Origin of the sequence: Halovivax limisalsi (genome assembly GCF_023093535.1) — an archaeon.
Taxonomy (GTDB): Archaea; Halobacteriota; Halobacteria; order Halobacteriales; family Natrialbaceae; genus Halovivax; species Halovivax limisalsi.
The window spans coordinates 1,168,036-1,182,329 of sequence record NZ_CP095757.1 but is presented as its reverse complement, the minus strand read 5'-3'; the positions used below and the strand labels follow the sequence as shown (position 1 = coordinate 1,182,329).

Genomic DNA, 14,294 nt, shown 5'->3' with positions numbered 1-14,294 from the left:
CGACGGCGGCGGCCGGTCACTCGATCGGGTCGGGCGCCGGCGGCGGGTTTCGCTTGTGTTCGCTCGCCTCGTAGAGCGCCCGGACGCGGTCGACGGTCGCCCGATCGACGTCGAGTTCCCGCGCCGTCGCGGCGACGGACAGGGGCCCGTCGACGTGGGTCGCGAGGATGGCATCCAGCGTGTCGTAGTCCATGCCGAGTTCGCCCTCGTCGGTCTGGTCCGCCCAGAGTTCCGCCGTCGGCGTCTTCTCGACGAGGTCGTCGGGGACGCCGACGTGGCGGGCGAGCTGGCGGACCTGGGCCTTGTAGAGGTTGCCGATCGGGTGACAGTCGACGGCGCCGTCGCCGTACTTGGTGAAGTAGCCGACCGCGGCCTCGCTGCGGTTCCCCGTCCCCAGCACGAGGCGATTCTCGTGGTTCGCGACGAGGTAGTTGAACACCGCTCGCACGCGAGCGCGAGCGTTACCGACCGCCCGGTGGTCGCCCTCGGCCTCGGGATAGGCCGACAGCAGGACGTCGACGACCGATTCGACCTCGAAGACGTCGAACGTCATGCCCAGGTCGCGGGCGACGCGTTCGGCGTCGCTCCTGTGTTCGTCCGCGCTGACGCGAGCCGGAAGGACGAGTCCGCGGACGTTCTCGGGGCCGAGCGCCTCGGTGGCGAGGTGGGCGGTGAGCGTGCTGTCGATCCCGCCGGAGAGCCCGAGGACGGCCCCGTCGGCGCCCGCCGCGTCCGCCTGGTCGCGGATGAAATCGACGACGTGTTCGCGCCGCGTCTCGAGTTCGGCCTCGGAGAACTGCAGGTCGAGCATGTGCCCTCGTTTTCCCTCGCCGACCAAATAGCTACGCCACACGCGAAAAGGGTGCCCGATCGGTCACATTTTGTTCCAAGAACCTACGTAGACACCGCAGTACTCCCGAAAATATTGCGACTCTGGCACACCCGTTCGCTCGGCGGGTCGATCGATCAGCGCGAGCGGCCGGGCGGGAGGCTGTTGGCCGCCCGGAGGTCGTTGAGTTCGTCCATCCGGCAGATTCTGAGGCGGAGGTCCGACCGGGGTCTGGCCGTACAGGGTAAGATCATGTCGGCCTGGCGATCGACGTCGTAGTAGCGCCTCGCGTCGGACTGGTCGACCTCGCCGGCGAGCAACTCGGCGGCGCAGGTGGTACACCAGCCCTGCTGGCAGTCCGCGGGCAGCCAGATGCCCTGTTGGCGGGCGGCGGCGAGGACGTACTCGTCGGCCTCGACCTGAATCGTCGCCGTCTCGCCGGGGTCGATCCCCTCCACGTCGCAGTCCGTCGGGGCGATGAGTTCGACGGCGTAGCTGGTCACGGGAGAATCCGGCCGCGGGCGCCAATGAGCGTGTCGGTCGCGGCCGGCCCCCGGCCGCCGAACCGTGGCGGAACCTGGCTACGCACTGTCGTTGAACCGCCGGTTCGTCGAGTAGGGGGCGTCGCCGGGTTCGCCGCGGACGAAGTGGCCGGCGGGGTTGATCTCGCCGTCGCGCTCCATCGAGAGGAGTTCGACGAACCAGGCCTCGTGCTCGATCTCCTCCTGAAGGATGCGCTGGGCCATGTCGTAGGTCCGCGGGTCGACGTCGCGGGTCATGTCGCAGATCTCCGACCAGGTGCGGATCGCACACCGCTCGGCTTCGAGCAGGACCTCGAGGACGTCCTCCGCGGTGAGGTTCGTGATGTCCAGTTGCCCGCCCTCGTCGTCGTAGGGAACGGGGAGTTCGGCGTCCGGACAGGAGGCGCGGTCAGCGAAGTCGCGGATGTCGTTGGGCAGGTGGCCCCCGAGTTCGTACACGCGGGGCACGACGAGTTCGAAGTGCGCCCGGTCCTCCAGCCGGGCGTCCTCGGTGATCTCCTTGTAGTCCTCGTGGCCGGCGAGGTGCATCCGCAGGTTGGTGTAATAGTAGTACGTCGTAAACTCCGCGCCGATCGCGTCGATGAGTTTCTCCCGGAGCTCCTCGGGGTCGAGGCCGCGCTCGCGTAGCACCGCCATGCCGACCCGCTCGCTCGTATCGCCCGGACTGATCGACCCGGAGCCGTGAGGCGTGTCGTCTGCCATGGGCGTGGGAGAGTCCCACAGAGGCCCACTTAGAGATGGGCATGTCCACCCGTACTGAACTGACGCGAGTCGGTGACAGTCCGGTCGTCGAACGGGTCCTCACCCGTCCCGGATCGGGGTATCGATCCGCGACCACCGTCGATCCCGCATCGTCGCGTCGACCTCGACGCTCCGGAAGCGGTTCGTTCAAGAGGGAGGCCGCCATACTGCCGATGCGGTCGAGACGAGCGCGCCGGTGGTCCAGTGGTAGGACATTAGCTTCCCAAGCTAATAGCCCGGGTTCAATTCCCGGCCGGCGCATCCTGTCGCGAACTATTCGTGAGCGACAGGTGCGCCACGGAGGGAATTGAAGTAGATCAGCCACTCGTACGCTGGCGCGTGACCGATCCACTTCCATCTCGCTGAAACCCGATCGCGTCCGCCCCTCGTCACCACCGTCGAGCCGATCCGTCAACCAATTCACGTAAGTAGAACCGCTCGAAATGCCCTGCCAAGTATGGGTGTGCGAGCGGCCGTCGACCGAGTGACGTCGGGCGTCACGACGCACAATCGGCTGGTGCTCGTCCTGTTCGTGCTGGTGACCGCGGGCGTCGTCGCCGGCGTGGCCCAGGACTCGGGCGGCGCCCAGCAGGGGATCGACGAGGACGCGCTGGGGTCGACCGACGTGTACGAGGCCGCCGAGTACATCGGCGAGCGCTACGGCGACGAGTCGGCCGACGACGCGACGGCGACCGTCGACGTCTACGTCCGCGACGAGGAGGAGTCGGTCCTGCGCCGGGACGCCCTCGCGGCCGTGCTGGAGTACCAGCTCGCGGTCGCGGAGGAATCGGTCGTCGCGGAGAACCTGGCCGAGGGCGGCTTCGAGAGTCCGGCGAACGTCGTCGCCCGGGAACTGGCCGGCGATCCGAACGCGGATCTCGAGACCCAACGGGCGGCGCTGGCCGACGCGAGCGACCGGAAGGTCGAGGCGACCGTCGCGGAGACGTTCACCGGCGGCGAGGCGACCCGGTTCTTCCTGCCCGCCTCGTACGAGTCCGGCAGCACCGAGGCCGACGGACTGCGGATGACGATCGCGTTCGAGGCGACCGGCGACGGCCAGTTCGGATCGAGCGCGCCCGAGGGCGTCCAGCGGGTGCTCTACGAGACGGCCGACGGCTACGACGACCCGGAGATCTTCACCATCGGGCAGTACGCCCTGGCCGACCTCAACCAGCAGTTCATCGGCGACAGCCTCTGGCTGGTTCTGCCGCCGATCCTCCTGTTGCTGGTGATCGTCCTCGGCTTCGCCTATCGCGACGTCACGGACGTGGTCCTCGGCTTCGTCGGGACGATCGCGGCGCTGGCCTGGACGATCGGGCTGATGGGCTGGCTGGGGGTGCTCTCCCAGATGACGTCGCTGATCGTGCCGGTGTTGATCGTCGCGATCAGCATCGACTTCGGCTTCCACGTCTTCATGCGCTACCGCGAGGAGCGCGGACCCGACGAGGGCATCCGCAAGGCGCTCGCACGGTCGACGAGCGCGGTGGCCGTCGCGTTCGGCCTCGTGACGATCACCGCGGCGATCGGATTCCTGGCGAACCTCACCAGTCCGGTCCCGCTGGTCCGGGACCTCGGGATCGCGATCACGCTCGGCGTGGTCGCGTCGCTCGTCGTCTTCACGACGCTCGTTCCCGCGCTGAAGGTGAGCGTCGACGGGCTCTGGGAGCGGTTCGGGTTCGACCGCCGCGGCGCGGCGCTCGGAAAGGGGCGCTATCTCGAGCGCGTGCTGGGCGCCGGCGTCACCGCCGCGGAACGGGCGGCGATCCCCGTGATCGTCGTCGCCCTCGTCGCCGGCCTGGCCGGCGGCGCGGCGTTCGTCGACCTCGAGGAGGAGCCGTTCCAGCAGGCCGACCTGGACGACGTCCCGGAGTGGCAGGAGAACCTGCCGGGCCCGATGGCGTTCGAAGCCCATCAGACCGAGGCCGCGGAACGGCTGACGTTCGCCCAGTCGGGTTTTCAGGCGGATCGTGAGGGGTTCACCGGAGATACCGCCGGGAGCGGCTTCACCCAGATCCTGATCGAGGGCGAGGACGGCGTGGCCACGCCCGCGGCGATGACCGCCGTCGCGACGGGTCACGAGGCCGCCGAGTCGGCCGACGCGGACGTCGTCCTCCGGCAGGGCGAGGCAGTCCACGTCGTCTCGCCGCTGTCGGCGATGCGGGCGGTCGCCGCCGAGAACCCGGACTTCGCGGAGCGGTTCGCGGCCGCCGACGAGAACGGCGACGACGTCCCCGATCGGGATCTCGAAGCGCTCTACGACGCGTTCTACACCGTCGCACCGGAGCAAGCATCGCAGGTCATCGAGCGAACCGACGACGGGACCTACGCCTCGATGCTGGTCATGGTCCCCGCCCGGTCGACCTTCGGCTCGGACCGGGCGGATGCGATGAACGGGATCGCCGACGAGATGGCCGCCGAGTCCGGTCTCTCGACGACCGCGGTCGGCGTGGGGACGGTCAACGAGGCCGAACTCGGCGCGATCACGGACGGGATCGTCCTGACGATGGGACTGGCGCTGCTCGGCGTGTTGGTCCTGCTGACGGTCGTTTATCGCGTTGTTCGGGGCAGCGCGACCCTCGGCGCGGTGACGGTGCTCCCGATCGTCCTCACCCTGGGTCTCGTTATCGGCGGCATGTGGCTGCTCGAGCAGCCGCTGACCATGTTGACGGCGCTGCTCGTCAGCATCACGATCGGGCTGGGAATCGACTACAACATCCACGTCAGCGATCGGTTCGCACACGAACTCGAACGCGGGCGCGACGCGAGCGCGGCGTTGCGCGAGGCGGTCACCGGCACCGGCGGCGCCTTGCTCGGCAGCGCGGTCACCTCCACCGGGGCGTTCACCCTGCTGATCCTGGTTCCCGAGCCGCAGTTCACATCGTTCGGGATCATCGTCGCGCTGGCGCTGTCCGCGTCGTTCGTCCTCTCCGTGTTCGTCCTCCCGAGCCTCCTGTGGCTGTGGGCTGGCTGGAGCCGATCGAGCGGCGGGCTGGCGGACCAGCGGTCCTCGAACGAGGTCGGCGACCCCGCCGAGTGATCGAGCGGTGGCCCGTGAGCCGGCGAGAGAAGTAGCCGAGGGGTGGGTCGCCTTACTCGAGCAGGCCGAGGTCCTCGAGGCGCGAGACGATCTTGTCGACGGCGTGTTCGGCGTCTTCGGGTTTCTTGCCGCCGGTGATGACGAGCTTACCCGAGCCGAACAGCAGCGCGACGACTTCGGGCTCGTCGAGGCGGTAGACGAGGCCGGGGAACTGCTCGGGTTCGTACTCGATGTTCTCCAGACCGAGCCCGATCGCGATCGCGTTCAGGTTGAGGTTGCGGCCGAGGTCCGCGGAGGTGACGATGTTCTGGACGACGATCTCCGGGTCCTCGTTGACCTGAATCTGGAGTTCGCGCAGTTTGTCGAAGACGATGCGCAGGCTCTCGTGGACGTCGTCGGTGCTCTTCGCGCCGGTGCAGACGATCTTCCCGGAGCGAAAGATGAGTGCCGCGGACTTGGGATTCTGGGTGCGGTAGACGAGACCGGGGAACTGCTCGGGGTCGTAGTCGGCCCCCTCGAGGTCCATCGCGACGCTCTGGAGGTCGAGTTCCTGCCCGATGCCGGTCGACGCCACCACGTTCTCGATGTTGATGGTGTCCTTCGGATCCGTCATTGGTCGCTTAAAAAGACGTATTTAACCTTTATAAAGGTTGGTACCGTCGCTGATCGGTCAGGCAGAACGACTGTGTACGACGGGCGTCAGACGCTCGTCGGGCGGTTTTGCCGGGTTCCGGCATCGGTGCTGGTGCGAGGGAACGTCGCGTTCGTATCGGTCTGCCGACAGTACAGTGTCGCTTCGGGTACCGAAGCGGTACGCTCATAGCCCGCCCAGCGCCACGCACGTGTGTGTACCTCCTCGAACTGGGCGGCGAGGACGATGCATTCGCTCGCGCGGAGGCCGCGAGCGCCGCGACCGGCGTCGAGACCCTCGCGCCCGGTCTCGCCCTGGCGAGCGCCATCTCCCGGGAGCGGGTTCGCGGACTCGCCTACACCCAGCGGGCGAGCGAGGTCGTCGGCCGGACGGACGCCCACGTCGAGAGCGCGCGCGTGCTCCTGGAATCGGCACCGCTCGACCGCGAGGGGTCGGTCGCCGTCCGGGCGCGCGACGTGAAGGGGACGAGCGGCGTCGACTCCGCCGCGGCCGAGCGCGCGCTCGGGCGGGTGCTCGTCGACCGGGGGTTCGACGTCGACCTCGACGAACCCGATCACGTGCTGCGGGCGGCGTTTTCGGCGAGGAAAGCCGGCGACGACCCGAATCGGGCGTCCGAAGACGTCTCGGTCTGCGCGCTCGGCTGGCTCGCGGCCGAGAGCGTTCGCGACTTCGGCGACCGCCGACCGACCGACAAGCCGTTCTTCCAGCCGGGGAGCATGGACCCCCTGCTGGCGCGCGCGACCGCGAACCTGGCGGGCGCGCGTCCGGGGCGGACGATCCTCGATCCGATGTGCGGCACGGGTGGCGGCCTCGTCGAAGCGGGCCTCGTCGGCGCGGACGTGATCGGGACCGACGCGCAGGCGAAGATGGTCCGCGGTGCGCGCGAGAACCTGGCGCACTTCCTCGATGGCGAGGAACCGTCGTCGATCGGAGTCGACCGCGGCGACTGGCACGTCGCGCGCGGCGACGGAACGCAGCTGCCCCTCGCCGACGACGCCGTCGACGCGGTCGTCTTCGACGCGCCGTACGGCCGGCAGTCGAAGATCGAGACGCACGGACTCGCCGACCTCGTCGCGGGCGCGCTCGCGGAGGCCCGTCGCGTCGCCGATCGCGCGGTCCTCGTCGCGGATCGGCCCTGGGCCGACGCGGCGCGTGACGCCGGCTGGGCGATCGAGGCGTCGTTCGAACGACGCGTCCACCGCTCGCTGACTCGCCACGTGCTTGTGCTTGCGTAAATTCAGGATCTCGTCATCCACTCGCGGAGATCGACGATCCGCTGGGACGGGGGCGATCCGACGACGATCTTTCCAGCCCCGATTTCGTCAGTGACCGTCGCGCCCGCCGCCACGACGGTCCCGGCACCGATTTCGACGCCGGGGCCGACCACGGCACCGGCGCCGACGAAGACCCCCTCGTGGAGGATGATCCGCTCGAAGACGTCGTTTCTGAACTCCATTCCTCGCGCTCCCAGATCGTGCGTGACCCCGACGACGCTGCAATTGGGGCCGATCTGGACTGCCTCCCCGATCTCGGCGTTCTCGACGTACGTTCCCGCGTTGACGTCGATATCGTCCGCCAGATGGCACTTCTTGAGGGATGCCCGTTCGTAGATGCGACAACCGTCACCGATCTCCGAATCGTGGACGGTGACGAACTCCCGGATTTCCGAGTACCCGACGCCGGAATCGACTATCCTCGCCGATTCGTCCACCTCAGCTGTCATCGATATGGTGCTTCGTTGCCGAGAGTATGTATGTTGGGTATCGGAAGGAAGACGTCGTGTTTCGGGCGCTGCGGTACACCCCGGCATCGGAAAGCGCCCCGGTTCAGCCCGAAAATCGATCCGACTGACAGGCACTGTTACCGTTTCTCCTACCGAGCGGAGTGTGGCTTTATTGGGTTGTCCGACCGATATAGGGACGCAATGGAAGCAGAAACGCTGCGCGAGCGACTCCAGGAGAACGGCGAGTTGATGGTCAACGTCTCGGACTTCGACGCCCAGATCGAGCTGCACCTCCACGACACCACGATCGAGGAGGACACCGTCACCCTCGAACTCGTCGACGGCACGCTCGAGTTCGACACCGACGAGGTCATCGGCGCGTGGAAGCACTACCACTCGCTCGAGGACTACGGCCTCGACTGACGGCGAACGCGGCCGCCGCTCCGCGCGCGGCCGCGACGGCCGTCGAACGCGCGGGACCATGGTTTTCTATCGCGAACGGGCGCGCTCGCGGAGGGCTTCACCCTCGTCGGTTTCGACGCGGAGTTCGGGGACGGTGACGGTGCCGCCCGACTCGTCGATCGCGACGAACGTGAACGAGGAGGCCGTCGTCCGTTCGGTCTCGGCCGTCCGGGGATTCTCGCGCCAGGCCCGGAGCGCCACCTCGGCGCTCGTCTCGCCGGCGTCGTAGACGTAGGACTCGACCAGCGCCGTGTCGCCGACGTGCAGCGGCCGCTCGAAGTCGAGTTCGGTCACGCTGGCAGTGACGCAGGGCTCGCCGGCGAAGCGCGTCGCCGACATCGTCCCCACCTCGTCGAGCCACATCATCAGGTTGCCGCCGTGGAGCGTCCCGAGGCTGTTGGCGTGGTGGGGTTCGACCCAGAACCGGTTCCGTATGCGCGTCTCGAGGAGCGTCGGCATACGTGGGATCGATCACCCCGGCGAAAAAGAGTGGCCCCGTACATGTCGGGGGCGAGCGCCGGGTATACGCCAGGACGAGCACAGCGCGTCGGATCCGTTGGCAGCCCACACCGTGATTCGGTGTCCGTGGTGTCGACCGTTCGCGCACCCGAACAGTGGGCGGTCGCTGACCTACGCCTCCCGGCCGAGTTCCGCCAGCAGGTGCGAGACGTGGATCCGGTCGCTCGTCCCGGCCTGCATGTCGAACTCGATGTCGGCGGCGAGGCGGTGGAGTTCGGCCAGGCGCTCGCCCTGGTAGCGCTTGCGCCCCCGTTCGAGGATCGCGTCGAGCACCTCCATGCCGTCGAGCCCTTCGTCGACGAGCAGGTCGTCGAGGGTCTTCCTGGCGTCGGTGAACTCGCCCGCCTCGGCGTCGTCGAGCATCCCCGAGATTTCCTCGTCGAGGCCGACCTCGCCGAGGACCTCGTAGGCGGCGCTCATCGTGATTTCGCCGGCGTCGACGGCGGTCGTCTGGGCGGCCAGGATCGCCTCCCGGAGGTTGCCGCCGGCGTAGCCGGCGACGAACTCCAGCCCGTCCTCGTCGTACTCGACGCCCTCCGCCCGGACGATGGGTTCGAGCACCGAGACGATCTCCTCGCTGGTCGGCGCGCGCATCGTCACGGGGAAACACCGCGAGCGGATCGGCGGGATCAGCTTCGTCGGCTGCCGGGTGGTGATGAGAAAGCGCGTCGTCCGGTGGTGTTGCTCCATGATCCGCCGCAGCGCCTGCTGGAAGTCCTCGCGGACGGCCTCGGCGTTGTCGAGCAGGAGCGTCTTGTGCTCGCCCGCGACGGGCGCGTAGCTCGCCGACTCCTTGAGGACGTGGTTGATCATGTCCCGCTTGGACATGTCCGAGCGGCCGACGAGGAAGCCCTCGAAGCGCGGATCGTTCTTGATCTCCGTCTTCGTGCGCCCGAAGAAGTCGGCGACGTTGATCTCGATCAGGTCCGAATCGGGACGGTCGTGTCCCGCCCTGGCGAGCGCCCGGGCGGCTGCGGTCTTGCCGCTCCCCGGCGGCCCCTGGAGGATCAGGTTCAGCGGTTCGTCGACCGACTCGCCGAGCATCTCGCGGGCGTCGGCCTGCGGCAACTCGTCGAGGGTCGGGGCGTAGGCCTCCGTCCACAGCGGCGCGTCCATCGAGGCCATCTAGGGCCGGCGACGGTAAGAATCGGTCGGTTGGTCGACGTGGCAGCCCGACCGCTCACCGCCGGCGGTCGTACCGGTGGCGAACGAGGCCCGGATCGGTGGCGAGCGCGGCCGGGATCGGTGGCGAACGAGGCCTACTCGTCGGCCTCGCGGAGGGCGACGGTTTCGGCGACGAGATGGCCCGATCGATCGTACGGCGTGGCGGCGTCGAGATCGTCGGGGGTCCCCGCGTAGACGATCGCCGTCAGGGACCGCGCGTCATCCGCGGTCTCGTTCGCCCGCCCGTCCGTCGAACCGTTCGTCGATCCGTTCGCCAGCCCGTCGAGGTCGTACTCGATTTCGACGCCCTCGTGCAGTCCCGGTTCGAGTTCCTCGCTCGTCGCGAGGACCGATTCGTCCGTCACGTCGGCCCACCCGCTTTCGTTCGCCGAGACGTTCGCCGCGTCGACGGATTCGTTCGACGGGACGACGGCGACGAACCCGCCGTCGGGCACCCCGACGTCGACCGTCATCGCCGACTCGTTGGCCGACAGGATCGAAAGCCGCGGGGGCCCGTCGTAGACGATTTCGATGGCGGAGAGCTCGCCGCCGGTGGCGGTGTAGACCCCCAGCGTGTAGTTGCCCGGCGCGACGTTTCGGGGGTCGACCTCGAACGTCACTTCGCGGGTTTCCTCCGGGTCGAGCGCGAACACCTGGCGGCCGAAGAGGTCGCCGCCGAGGCGCAGTTCGACGGACTGGCGAAGTTGCTCGCCCGTCGGGTTCGTGACGTTGGCCGAGACGTTGATCGTCCCGTTGGTGGTCGCCCGTTCGGGGGCCGATAGCGACCGGATAGCGAACGAGTCGGCGGCCGTCGCGTCGCGGTCGGGATCGGTCACCGTCGCCGTCTCCGAGACCGGGTAGCCGTCGACGATGTAGGGGCGATCGCCCTGTCCCTCGTCCGGATCCCTGTCGAACCCGGCCTCGTCCGTCCGATCCCGATACACCGTGGCCGTGAGGCGACCGACGAGTTCCCGGTCGACGTCGTCGGCCTGCGAAACGGTCACGTTAGCGTGCTCGCCGGCGCTCAGCCTGTCGGAGACGCCGACGACCGTGTCGCGTTCGTCCGTGATGACGACGTAGCCACCTTCCGAAAGCGTAACGGACTCGACGGTGACGACGCTACCGTTTCCGTCCTGGTCCGGGAACGAGATCGAGGCGTACGGGTCCTCGGTGACCTCGGCCCCGAACAGGGCCGGGGCCTGCCCCACGACGAACCCGGCACCGACGACGATGCCGACGACGGCCAGGAGCGCGATCGACCGCTTCACCGTTCCGATCGAGAGTGCCGGGAACATGAGGCGACGTGTCTGTGATCGGGACTACGAGCGCCACCTACCTAAATCCGATCCAAACTGACCATCATTTTGTAAAATAGGAGAGTGAGAATGTACACTATCAATGGTATTCTACGCTCTTTGTTTCAGTTAATTAGTTATTATAATATCATTGCATGATACTGGATGTCAATCTCATATTCCCGCATAATACATATGGACCTGACCCTATTATATTATTTTAATATCTCTTTAGTTAAAGCTATAAGCAAGTAATATGAATTTCCGGGCGCATGACTCCCATCTCCCCTGAGCCGGGGTTGTCCCCATCGCGGGCGCATCACGGTTTCCCGCCCGCCTTCCGTCACCGACGAGTGTCGGCGACGTCCCTTCCGGCGCGTCTCCGCCACCGTCACAGCACTAGTCGCGAGGTGGCAAACAGTGACCGGCGTATCGCGTCTTCGAAACCGGGATGGTCGACACGCTCGCCAGACGCCCGAACGAGCGGACCGGATCGTGTACGATGATCGTCGCACTCATCCTCGCCATCATCGGCCTCACGATGGGGATCGCGGTCGTCCAGTGGTACGGGCTGCGTCTCTCGGGCGTCCTCGCGGTCCCCCTGTTTGCCGTCTACACGCTCTACGACTTGCTGGCGATCCCGGTGTTCGTCGTGGCGGGCGTAGCCGCGTACATCGGCGTCGGAATACTCAGACGTCGCACGTTCTGTTTCGGCCGCCAACTGCTACTCGCGGCCATGGCGATCGGGGCCGCGGTTCCGCTCCTCCTCTACGGGGTGCTCTCCGCCATCGGCCTCGTCTCGGTCGAGCTGTCGTCGCTCACGGTGATGGGCAGCATCATGCCGGGCGTCGCCGCGTACAACTTTCACCAGCTCGACGACCGGACCGATCGGATCGACGATTTGATCGCGAGCGTGGCCGCCTTCGTCGGGCTCGTCGCGCTCGGCGCCGCCCTCATCAACATCTCCTTCGCACCGCACCTCGGCCGGATCGTCCCGCCCTTCCTGTTCACACCCGAGGCAGACGTCGCAGCCCTCCGCCGGGCGACGATCGCCGACATCGAGGCCGGGCTCGAGACGCCGCCGACCGTCCTCTTTGCCGCATTCGCCGTCGGAATCGCGGCGACGGAAGGGGCCTACCACCGTTACGGCGTCAGGTTGGCCGGCATCATCGCGATGCCCCTGCTCGCGCTCTTTTCGCTGCAATCGGCGATGGTCGTCCCGCTCTACGTCGCGGGGACGGCGATCGTCTACGCGACGATAACGACGATCCACCGGCGAACGCTGCTGTACGGGCGGGTTCTGCTGGGGCTCTCGATCGTCGTCGGGCTGCTTTCGATTCTGCCGGTGGCGATCGTCGCCCCGCTCGCTCCGGGTATCCACCTGTTCTTCACCGGGGTGCTGACCGGCATCGGGGCCTACAATCTCCACCGGGTTCCGTCCGCCCACCGGCCGGCCTCGGTCGCGCTCTCGACGGCGCTCTTCGTCTCGGTGCTGGGGTGGCTCCGGTTCTTCGTCCAGCCGTCGCCGGACGGTGCTCTCTCCGAGCCGTCGATCGCCTCCGTCGGCCTCTGCCTCGCCGGGCTCGCGGCCGGCGCGCTTGCCCTCATTCGGCTCGAACGGCTCACGCCACCGACCATCCGGCGAGCAATCGACACGACGGGTACACGGAGCCAAACACCATGACACGCAACGCCATCGATCGAGCGACGAAGGTCGTATCGACCGTCCGAGAGCGATTGCAGGGATATTCGCTCGAGCAGTTCCAGCCAGGGCTGGCCCACCGACGGCGCCTTCAGGAGATCGACGTCAAGATCGTCGTCTCGGGCACGCGCGGGAAGTCGGGGATGACACGGCGGATCTACGAGGTACTCGACAGTCGCGGGTACGACGCGTACGCGAAGATCACCGGCAACCATCCGCTCTCGCTCTACGAGGGCGAGGAACACGAAATCGAACGCGGCGAGCGCGTCACCCTCTACGAGAACGCGCGCGAGCTCGAAGCGTACGAACCCGCCGACGCGCTCGTCCTCGAAAACCAGGGGATCACCGACTACACCACCCGTCTGATGAACGAGACGTTCGGTCGGCCGGACGTCTTCGTGATCACCAACGTTCGGCAGGACCACCGCGACACGCTCGGGCGCGATCGGGGTGCCATCGCCCGGTCGTTCGCCCGGGCGGTGCCGGCCGGCACGCACGTCGTCAACGGCGAACGCGACCCCGACCTGCGGGCGTACCTCGAACGCGAACTCGAGTGCGTCGGTGCGACCGTCAGCCACGTCGACGTACCCGAGGCCCATCGATCGATCCCCGGAGCCGAGGTCGTCTACGGGATCGACGAGGTGCTGCGTGCCATCGACGAAGCGCCGCTCGCTGACCCCCTGCGGGAGTCCTTGCTCGACGAGTACCGCGTCGAGTGGACCGAACTCCCGCGCGGGCGGGTGTTCAACGCGGCGTCGGTCAACGACGTCGAGAGCACGGAGATGATCCGGCGGGCGCTCACCCCCGACGGCACCGTCGTCACGCCGCTTCTGTATCTCCGGCCGGACAGGCGGGCGCGAACGGCATCGTTCCACACCTATCTGGACGCGCTCGCAGACGCCGACGCGATCGACCGGGCCGTCGTCGTCGGCGAGGACGCCGAGTTGTTCGCCAAGCGAGCGTCGTTCCCGGTCGACGTCCAGCCGGACGATCCCGATATGGCCGGGACGGTGCTCGAGAGGGCGCTCGCGGACGGCGGGCCGCTCCTCCTGATGGGTAACACCGTCGCCCAGTTCATGCGCGCGCTCGACGAGGAGATCGAGGAACGGGCCGCGGCGTTCGAGGAGATCGACGACCGGCCCGAACCCCCGCGCCAGGAGCAGGAGATCGACGATCCGGCCGCGGTGTCCGGTCGAGTCGAACCACCGCGTCAGGAGCGGACGGCGCCGACGATTCACGAATCGAGCGGCTCGCTGGCCGCACCCATCTCCGTAAGCGAGGAAGACGATGAGGTGTCGGTCGAAGAACTCATCGTCGTCGGCGAGTCGTTCCGGGGCCGGAGCGATCAGTCCGAGGGACGGGACCAGCCGCTGGAACGGAGCGACGGCGATCGGCGGACCGGAGACGAGGCTGGCGAAGAGGCGGACCCGGTGGTGGCAGGGGCCGGGGCGAGCGGGGGCGAGGAGACTCGAGCGATGAATCGAAACGGGCCATCGTCACGGCGCGAGGGCCGTGACGTCGGCGGGTTGGAGGGTGGGCACGGGGAGAGTGGTAGAGGGACGGGAGACTAGGCGATCCGGACGGGTGCGACCGCCGTACCGCAGTCGACCACCGCAGGAGACGGTTAC

13 protein-coding genes and 1 tRNA gene are annotated in these 14,294 nt (G+C 67.8%); 6 read left to right on the top strand and 8 right to left on the bottom strand.

The annotated features are described in order from the left end of the window. Positions 1-16 precede the first annotated feature (16 nt). The 3 genes from MXA07_RS05210 to dps all read right to left on the bottom strand — a co-directional run bounded on the left by MXA07_RS05210 (position 17) and on the right by dps (position 2,073). The gene (locus MXA07_RS05210) at positions 17-811 is read right to left on the bottom strand and encodes an NAD+ synthase (protein WP_247730988.1); all 795 of its coding nucleotides are present in this window, start codon (positions 809-811) and stop codon (positions 17-19) included. Between the two features lie 155 nt (positions 812-966). After that, the gene (locus tag MXA07_RS05205; protein WP_247730987.1) at positions 967-1,332 is read right to left on the bottom strand and encodes a 2Fe-2S iron-sulfur cluster-binding protein; all 366 of its coding nucleotides are present in this window, start codon (positions 1,330-1,332) and stop codon (positions 967-969) included. Between the two features lie 78 nt (positions 1,333-1,410). Beyond that, positions 1,411-2,073, bottom strand: coding sequence for a DNA protection during starvation protein (gene dps, locus MXA07_RS05200; RefSeq protein ID WP_247730986.1), 663 nt, complete (start codon positions 2,071-2,073; stop codon positions 1,411-1,413). A 229-nt stretch (positions 2,074-2,302) separates the two neighbouring features. Here dps and MXA07_RS05195 point away from each other — a divergent pair. Further along, positions 2,303-2,373, top strand: a tRNA-Gly gene (locus tag MXA07_RS05195). A 196-nt stretch (positions 2,374-2,569) separates the two neighbouring features. Then, the gene (locus tag MXA07_RS05190; protein ID WP_247730985.1) at positions 2,570-5,149 is read left to right on the top strand and encodes an efflux RND transporter permease subunit; all 2,580 of its coding nucleotides are present in this window, start codon (positions 2,570-2,572) and stop codon (positions 5,147-5,149) included. Between the two features lie 52 nt (positions 5,150-5,201). Here MXA07_RS05190 and MXA07_RS05185 read toward each other — a convergent pair whose 3' ends face one another. Beyond that, positions 5,202-5,762 carry a TATA-box-binding protein gene (locus tag MXA07_RS05185; RefSeq protein ID WP_006671604.1) on the bottom strand — a complete coding sequence of 187 codons (561 nt, stop codon included), beginning with the start codon at positions 5,760-5,762 and terminating at the stop codon, positions 5,202-5,204. 233 nt (positions 5,763-5,995) lie between these two features. Between MXA07_RS05185 and MXA07_RS05180 the strand changes: the two genes are divergently transcribed. Continuing rightward, positions 5,996-7,036, top strand: a complete 1,041-nt coding sequence (locus tag MXA07_RS05180) for a methyltransferase domain-containing protein (RefSeq protein WP_247730984.1) — start codon at positions 5,996-5,998, stop codon at positions 7,034-7,036. 2 nt (positions 7,037-7,038) lie between these two features. Here the strand turns inward: MXA07_RS05180 and MXA07_RS05175 are convergent, their stop codons facing one another. Continuing rightward, the gene (locus MXA07_RS05175; RefSeq protein ID WP_247730983.1) at positions 7,039-7,524 is read right to left on the bottom strand and encodes an acyltransferase; all 486 of its coding nucleotides are present in this window, start codon (positions 7,522-7,524) and stop codon (positions 7,039-7,041) included. Between the two features lie 201 nt (positions 7,525-7,725). On the opposite strand from MXA07_RS05175, the gene MXA07_RS05170 reads away from it, so the two are divergent. Further along, positions 7,726-7,947, top strand: coding sequence for a hypothetical protein (locus MXA07_RS05170; RefSeq protein ID WP_247730982.1), 222 nt, complete (start codon positions 7,726-7,728; stop codon positions 7,945-7,947). Between the two features lie 66 nt (positions 7,948-8,013). Here MXA07_RS05170 and MXA07_RS05165 read toward each other — a convergent pair whose 3' ends face one another. The 3 genes from MXA07_RS05165 to MXA07_RS05155 form a co-directional block, all read right to left on the bottom strand. Continuing rightward, positions 8,014-8,445 carry an acyl-CoA thioesterase gene (locus MXA07_RS05165; RefSeq protein ID WP_247730981.1) on the bottom strand — a complete coding sequence of 144 codons (432 nt, stop codon included), beginning with the start codon at positions 8,443-8,445 and terminating at the stop codon, positions 8,014-8,016. 171 nt (positions 8,446-8,616) lie between these two features. Further along, positions 8,617-9,621, bottom strand: a complete 1,005-nt coding sequence (locus tag MXA07_RS05160) for an AAA family ATPase (RefSeq protein ID WP_247730980.1) — start codon at positions 9,619-9,621, stop codon at positions 8,617-8,619. 143 nt (positions 9,622-9,764) lie between these two features. After that, on the bottom strand, positions 9,765-10,937 hold the full coding sequence (locus MXA07_RS05155; RefSeq protein WP_247730979.1) for a DUF7282 domain-containing protein: 1,173 nt from the start codon (positions 10,935-10,937) through the stop codon (positions 9,765-9,767). 478 nt (positions 10,938-11,415) lie between these two features. Here MXA07_RS05155 and MXA07_RS05150 point away from each other — a divergent pair, with 478 nt between their 5' ends. Further along, complete coding sequence (locus MXA07_RS05150) at positions 11,416-12,648, top strand: poly-gamma-glutamate biosynthesis protein PgsC/CapC (RefSeq protein WP_247730978.1); 1,233 nt, start codon at positions 11,416-11,418, stop codon at positions 12,646-12,648. Then, the gene (locus tag MXA07_RS05145) at positions 12,645-14,237 is read left to right on the top strand and encodes a Mur ligase family protein (protein WP_247730977.1); all 1,593 of its coding nucleotides are present in this window, start codon (positions 12,645-12,647) and stop codon (positions 14,235-14,237) included. Before MXA07_RS05150 ends, MXA07_RS05145 begins: the two co-directional genes overlap by 4 nt. The last annotated feature ends 57 nt before the right edge of the window (positions 14,238-14,294 follow it).

Bases quoted from the DNA above. Each gene is read 5' to 3' on its own strand.
- MXA07_RS05210 (WP_247730988.1), bottom strand. From the start codon at position 811: ATGCTCGACCTGCAGTTCTCCGAGGCCGAACTCGAGACGCGGCGCGAA.
- dps (WP_247730986.1), bottom strand. From the start codon at position 2,073: ATGGCAGACGACACGCCTCACGGCTCCGGGTCGATCAGTCCGGGCGAT.
- MXA07_RS05190 (WP_247730985.1), top strand. From the start codon at position 2,570: ATGGGTGTGCGAGCGGCCGTCGACCGAGTGACGTCGGGCGTCACGACG.
- MXA07_RS05185 (WP_006671604.1), bottom strand. From the start codon at position 5,762: ATGACGGATCCGAAGGACACCATCAACATCGAGAACGTGGTGGCGTCG.
- MXA07_RS05175 (WP_247730983.1), bottom strand. From the start codon at position 7,524: ATGACAGCTGAGGTGGACGAATCGGCGAGGATAGTCGATTCCGGCGTC.
- MXA07_RS05170 (WP_247730982.1), top strand. From the start codon at position 7,726: ATGGAAGCAGAAACGCTGCGCGAGCGACTCCAGGAGAACGGCGAGTTG.
- MXA07_RS05165 (WP_247730981.1), bottom strand. From the start codon at position 8,445: ATGCCGACGCTCCTCGAGACGCGCATACGGAACCGGTTCTGGGTCGAA.
- MXA07_RS05160 (WP_247730980.1), bottom strand. From the start codon at position 9,621: ATGGACGCGCCGCTGTGGACGGAGGCCTACGCCCCGACCCTCGACGAG.
- MXA07_RS05150 (WP_247730978.1), top strand. From the start codon at position 11,416: ATGGTCGACACGCTCGCCAGACGCCCGAACGAGCGGACCGGATCGTGT.
- MXA07_RS05145 (WP_247730977.1), top strand. From the start codon at position 12,645: ATGACACGCAACGCCATCGATCGAGCGACGAAGGTCGTATCGACCGTC.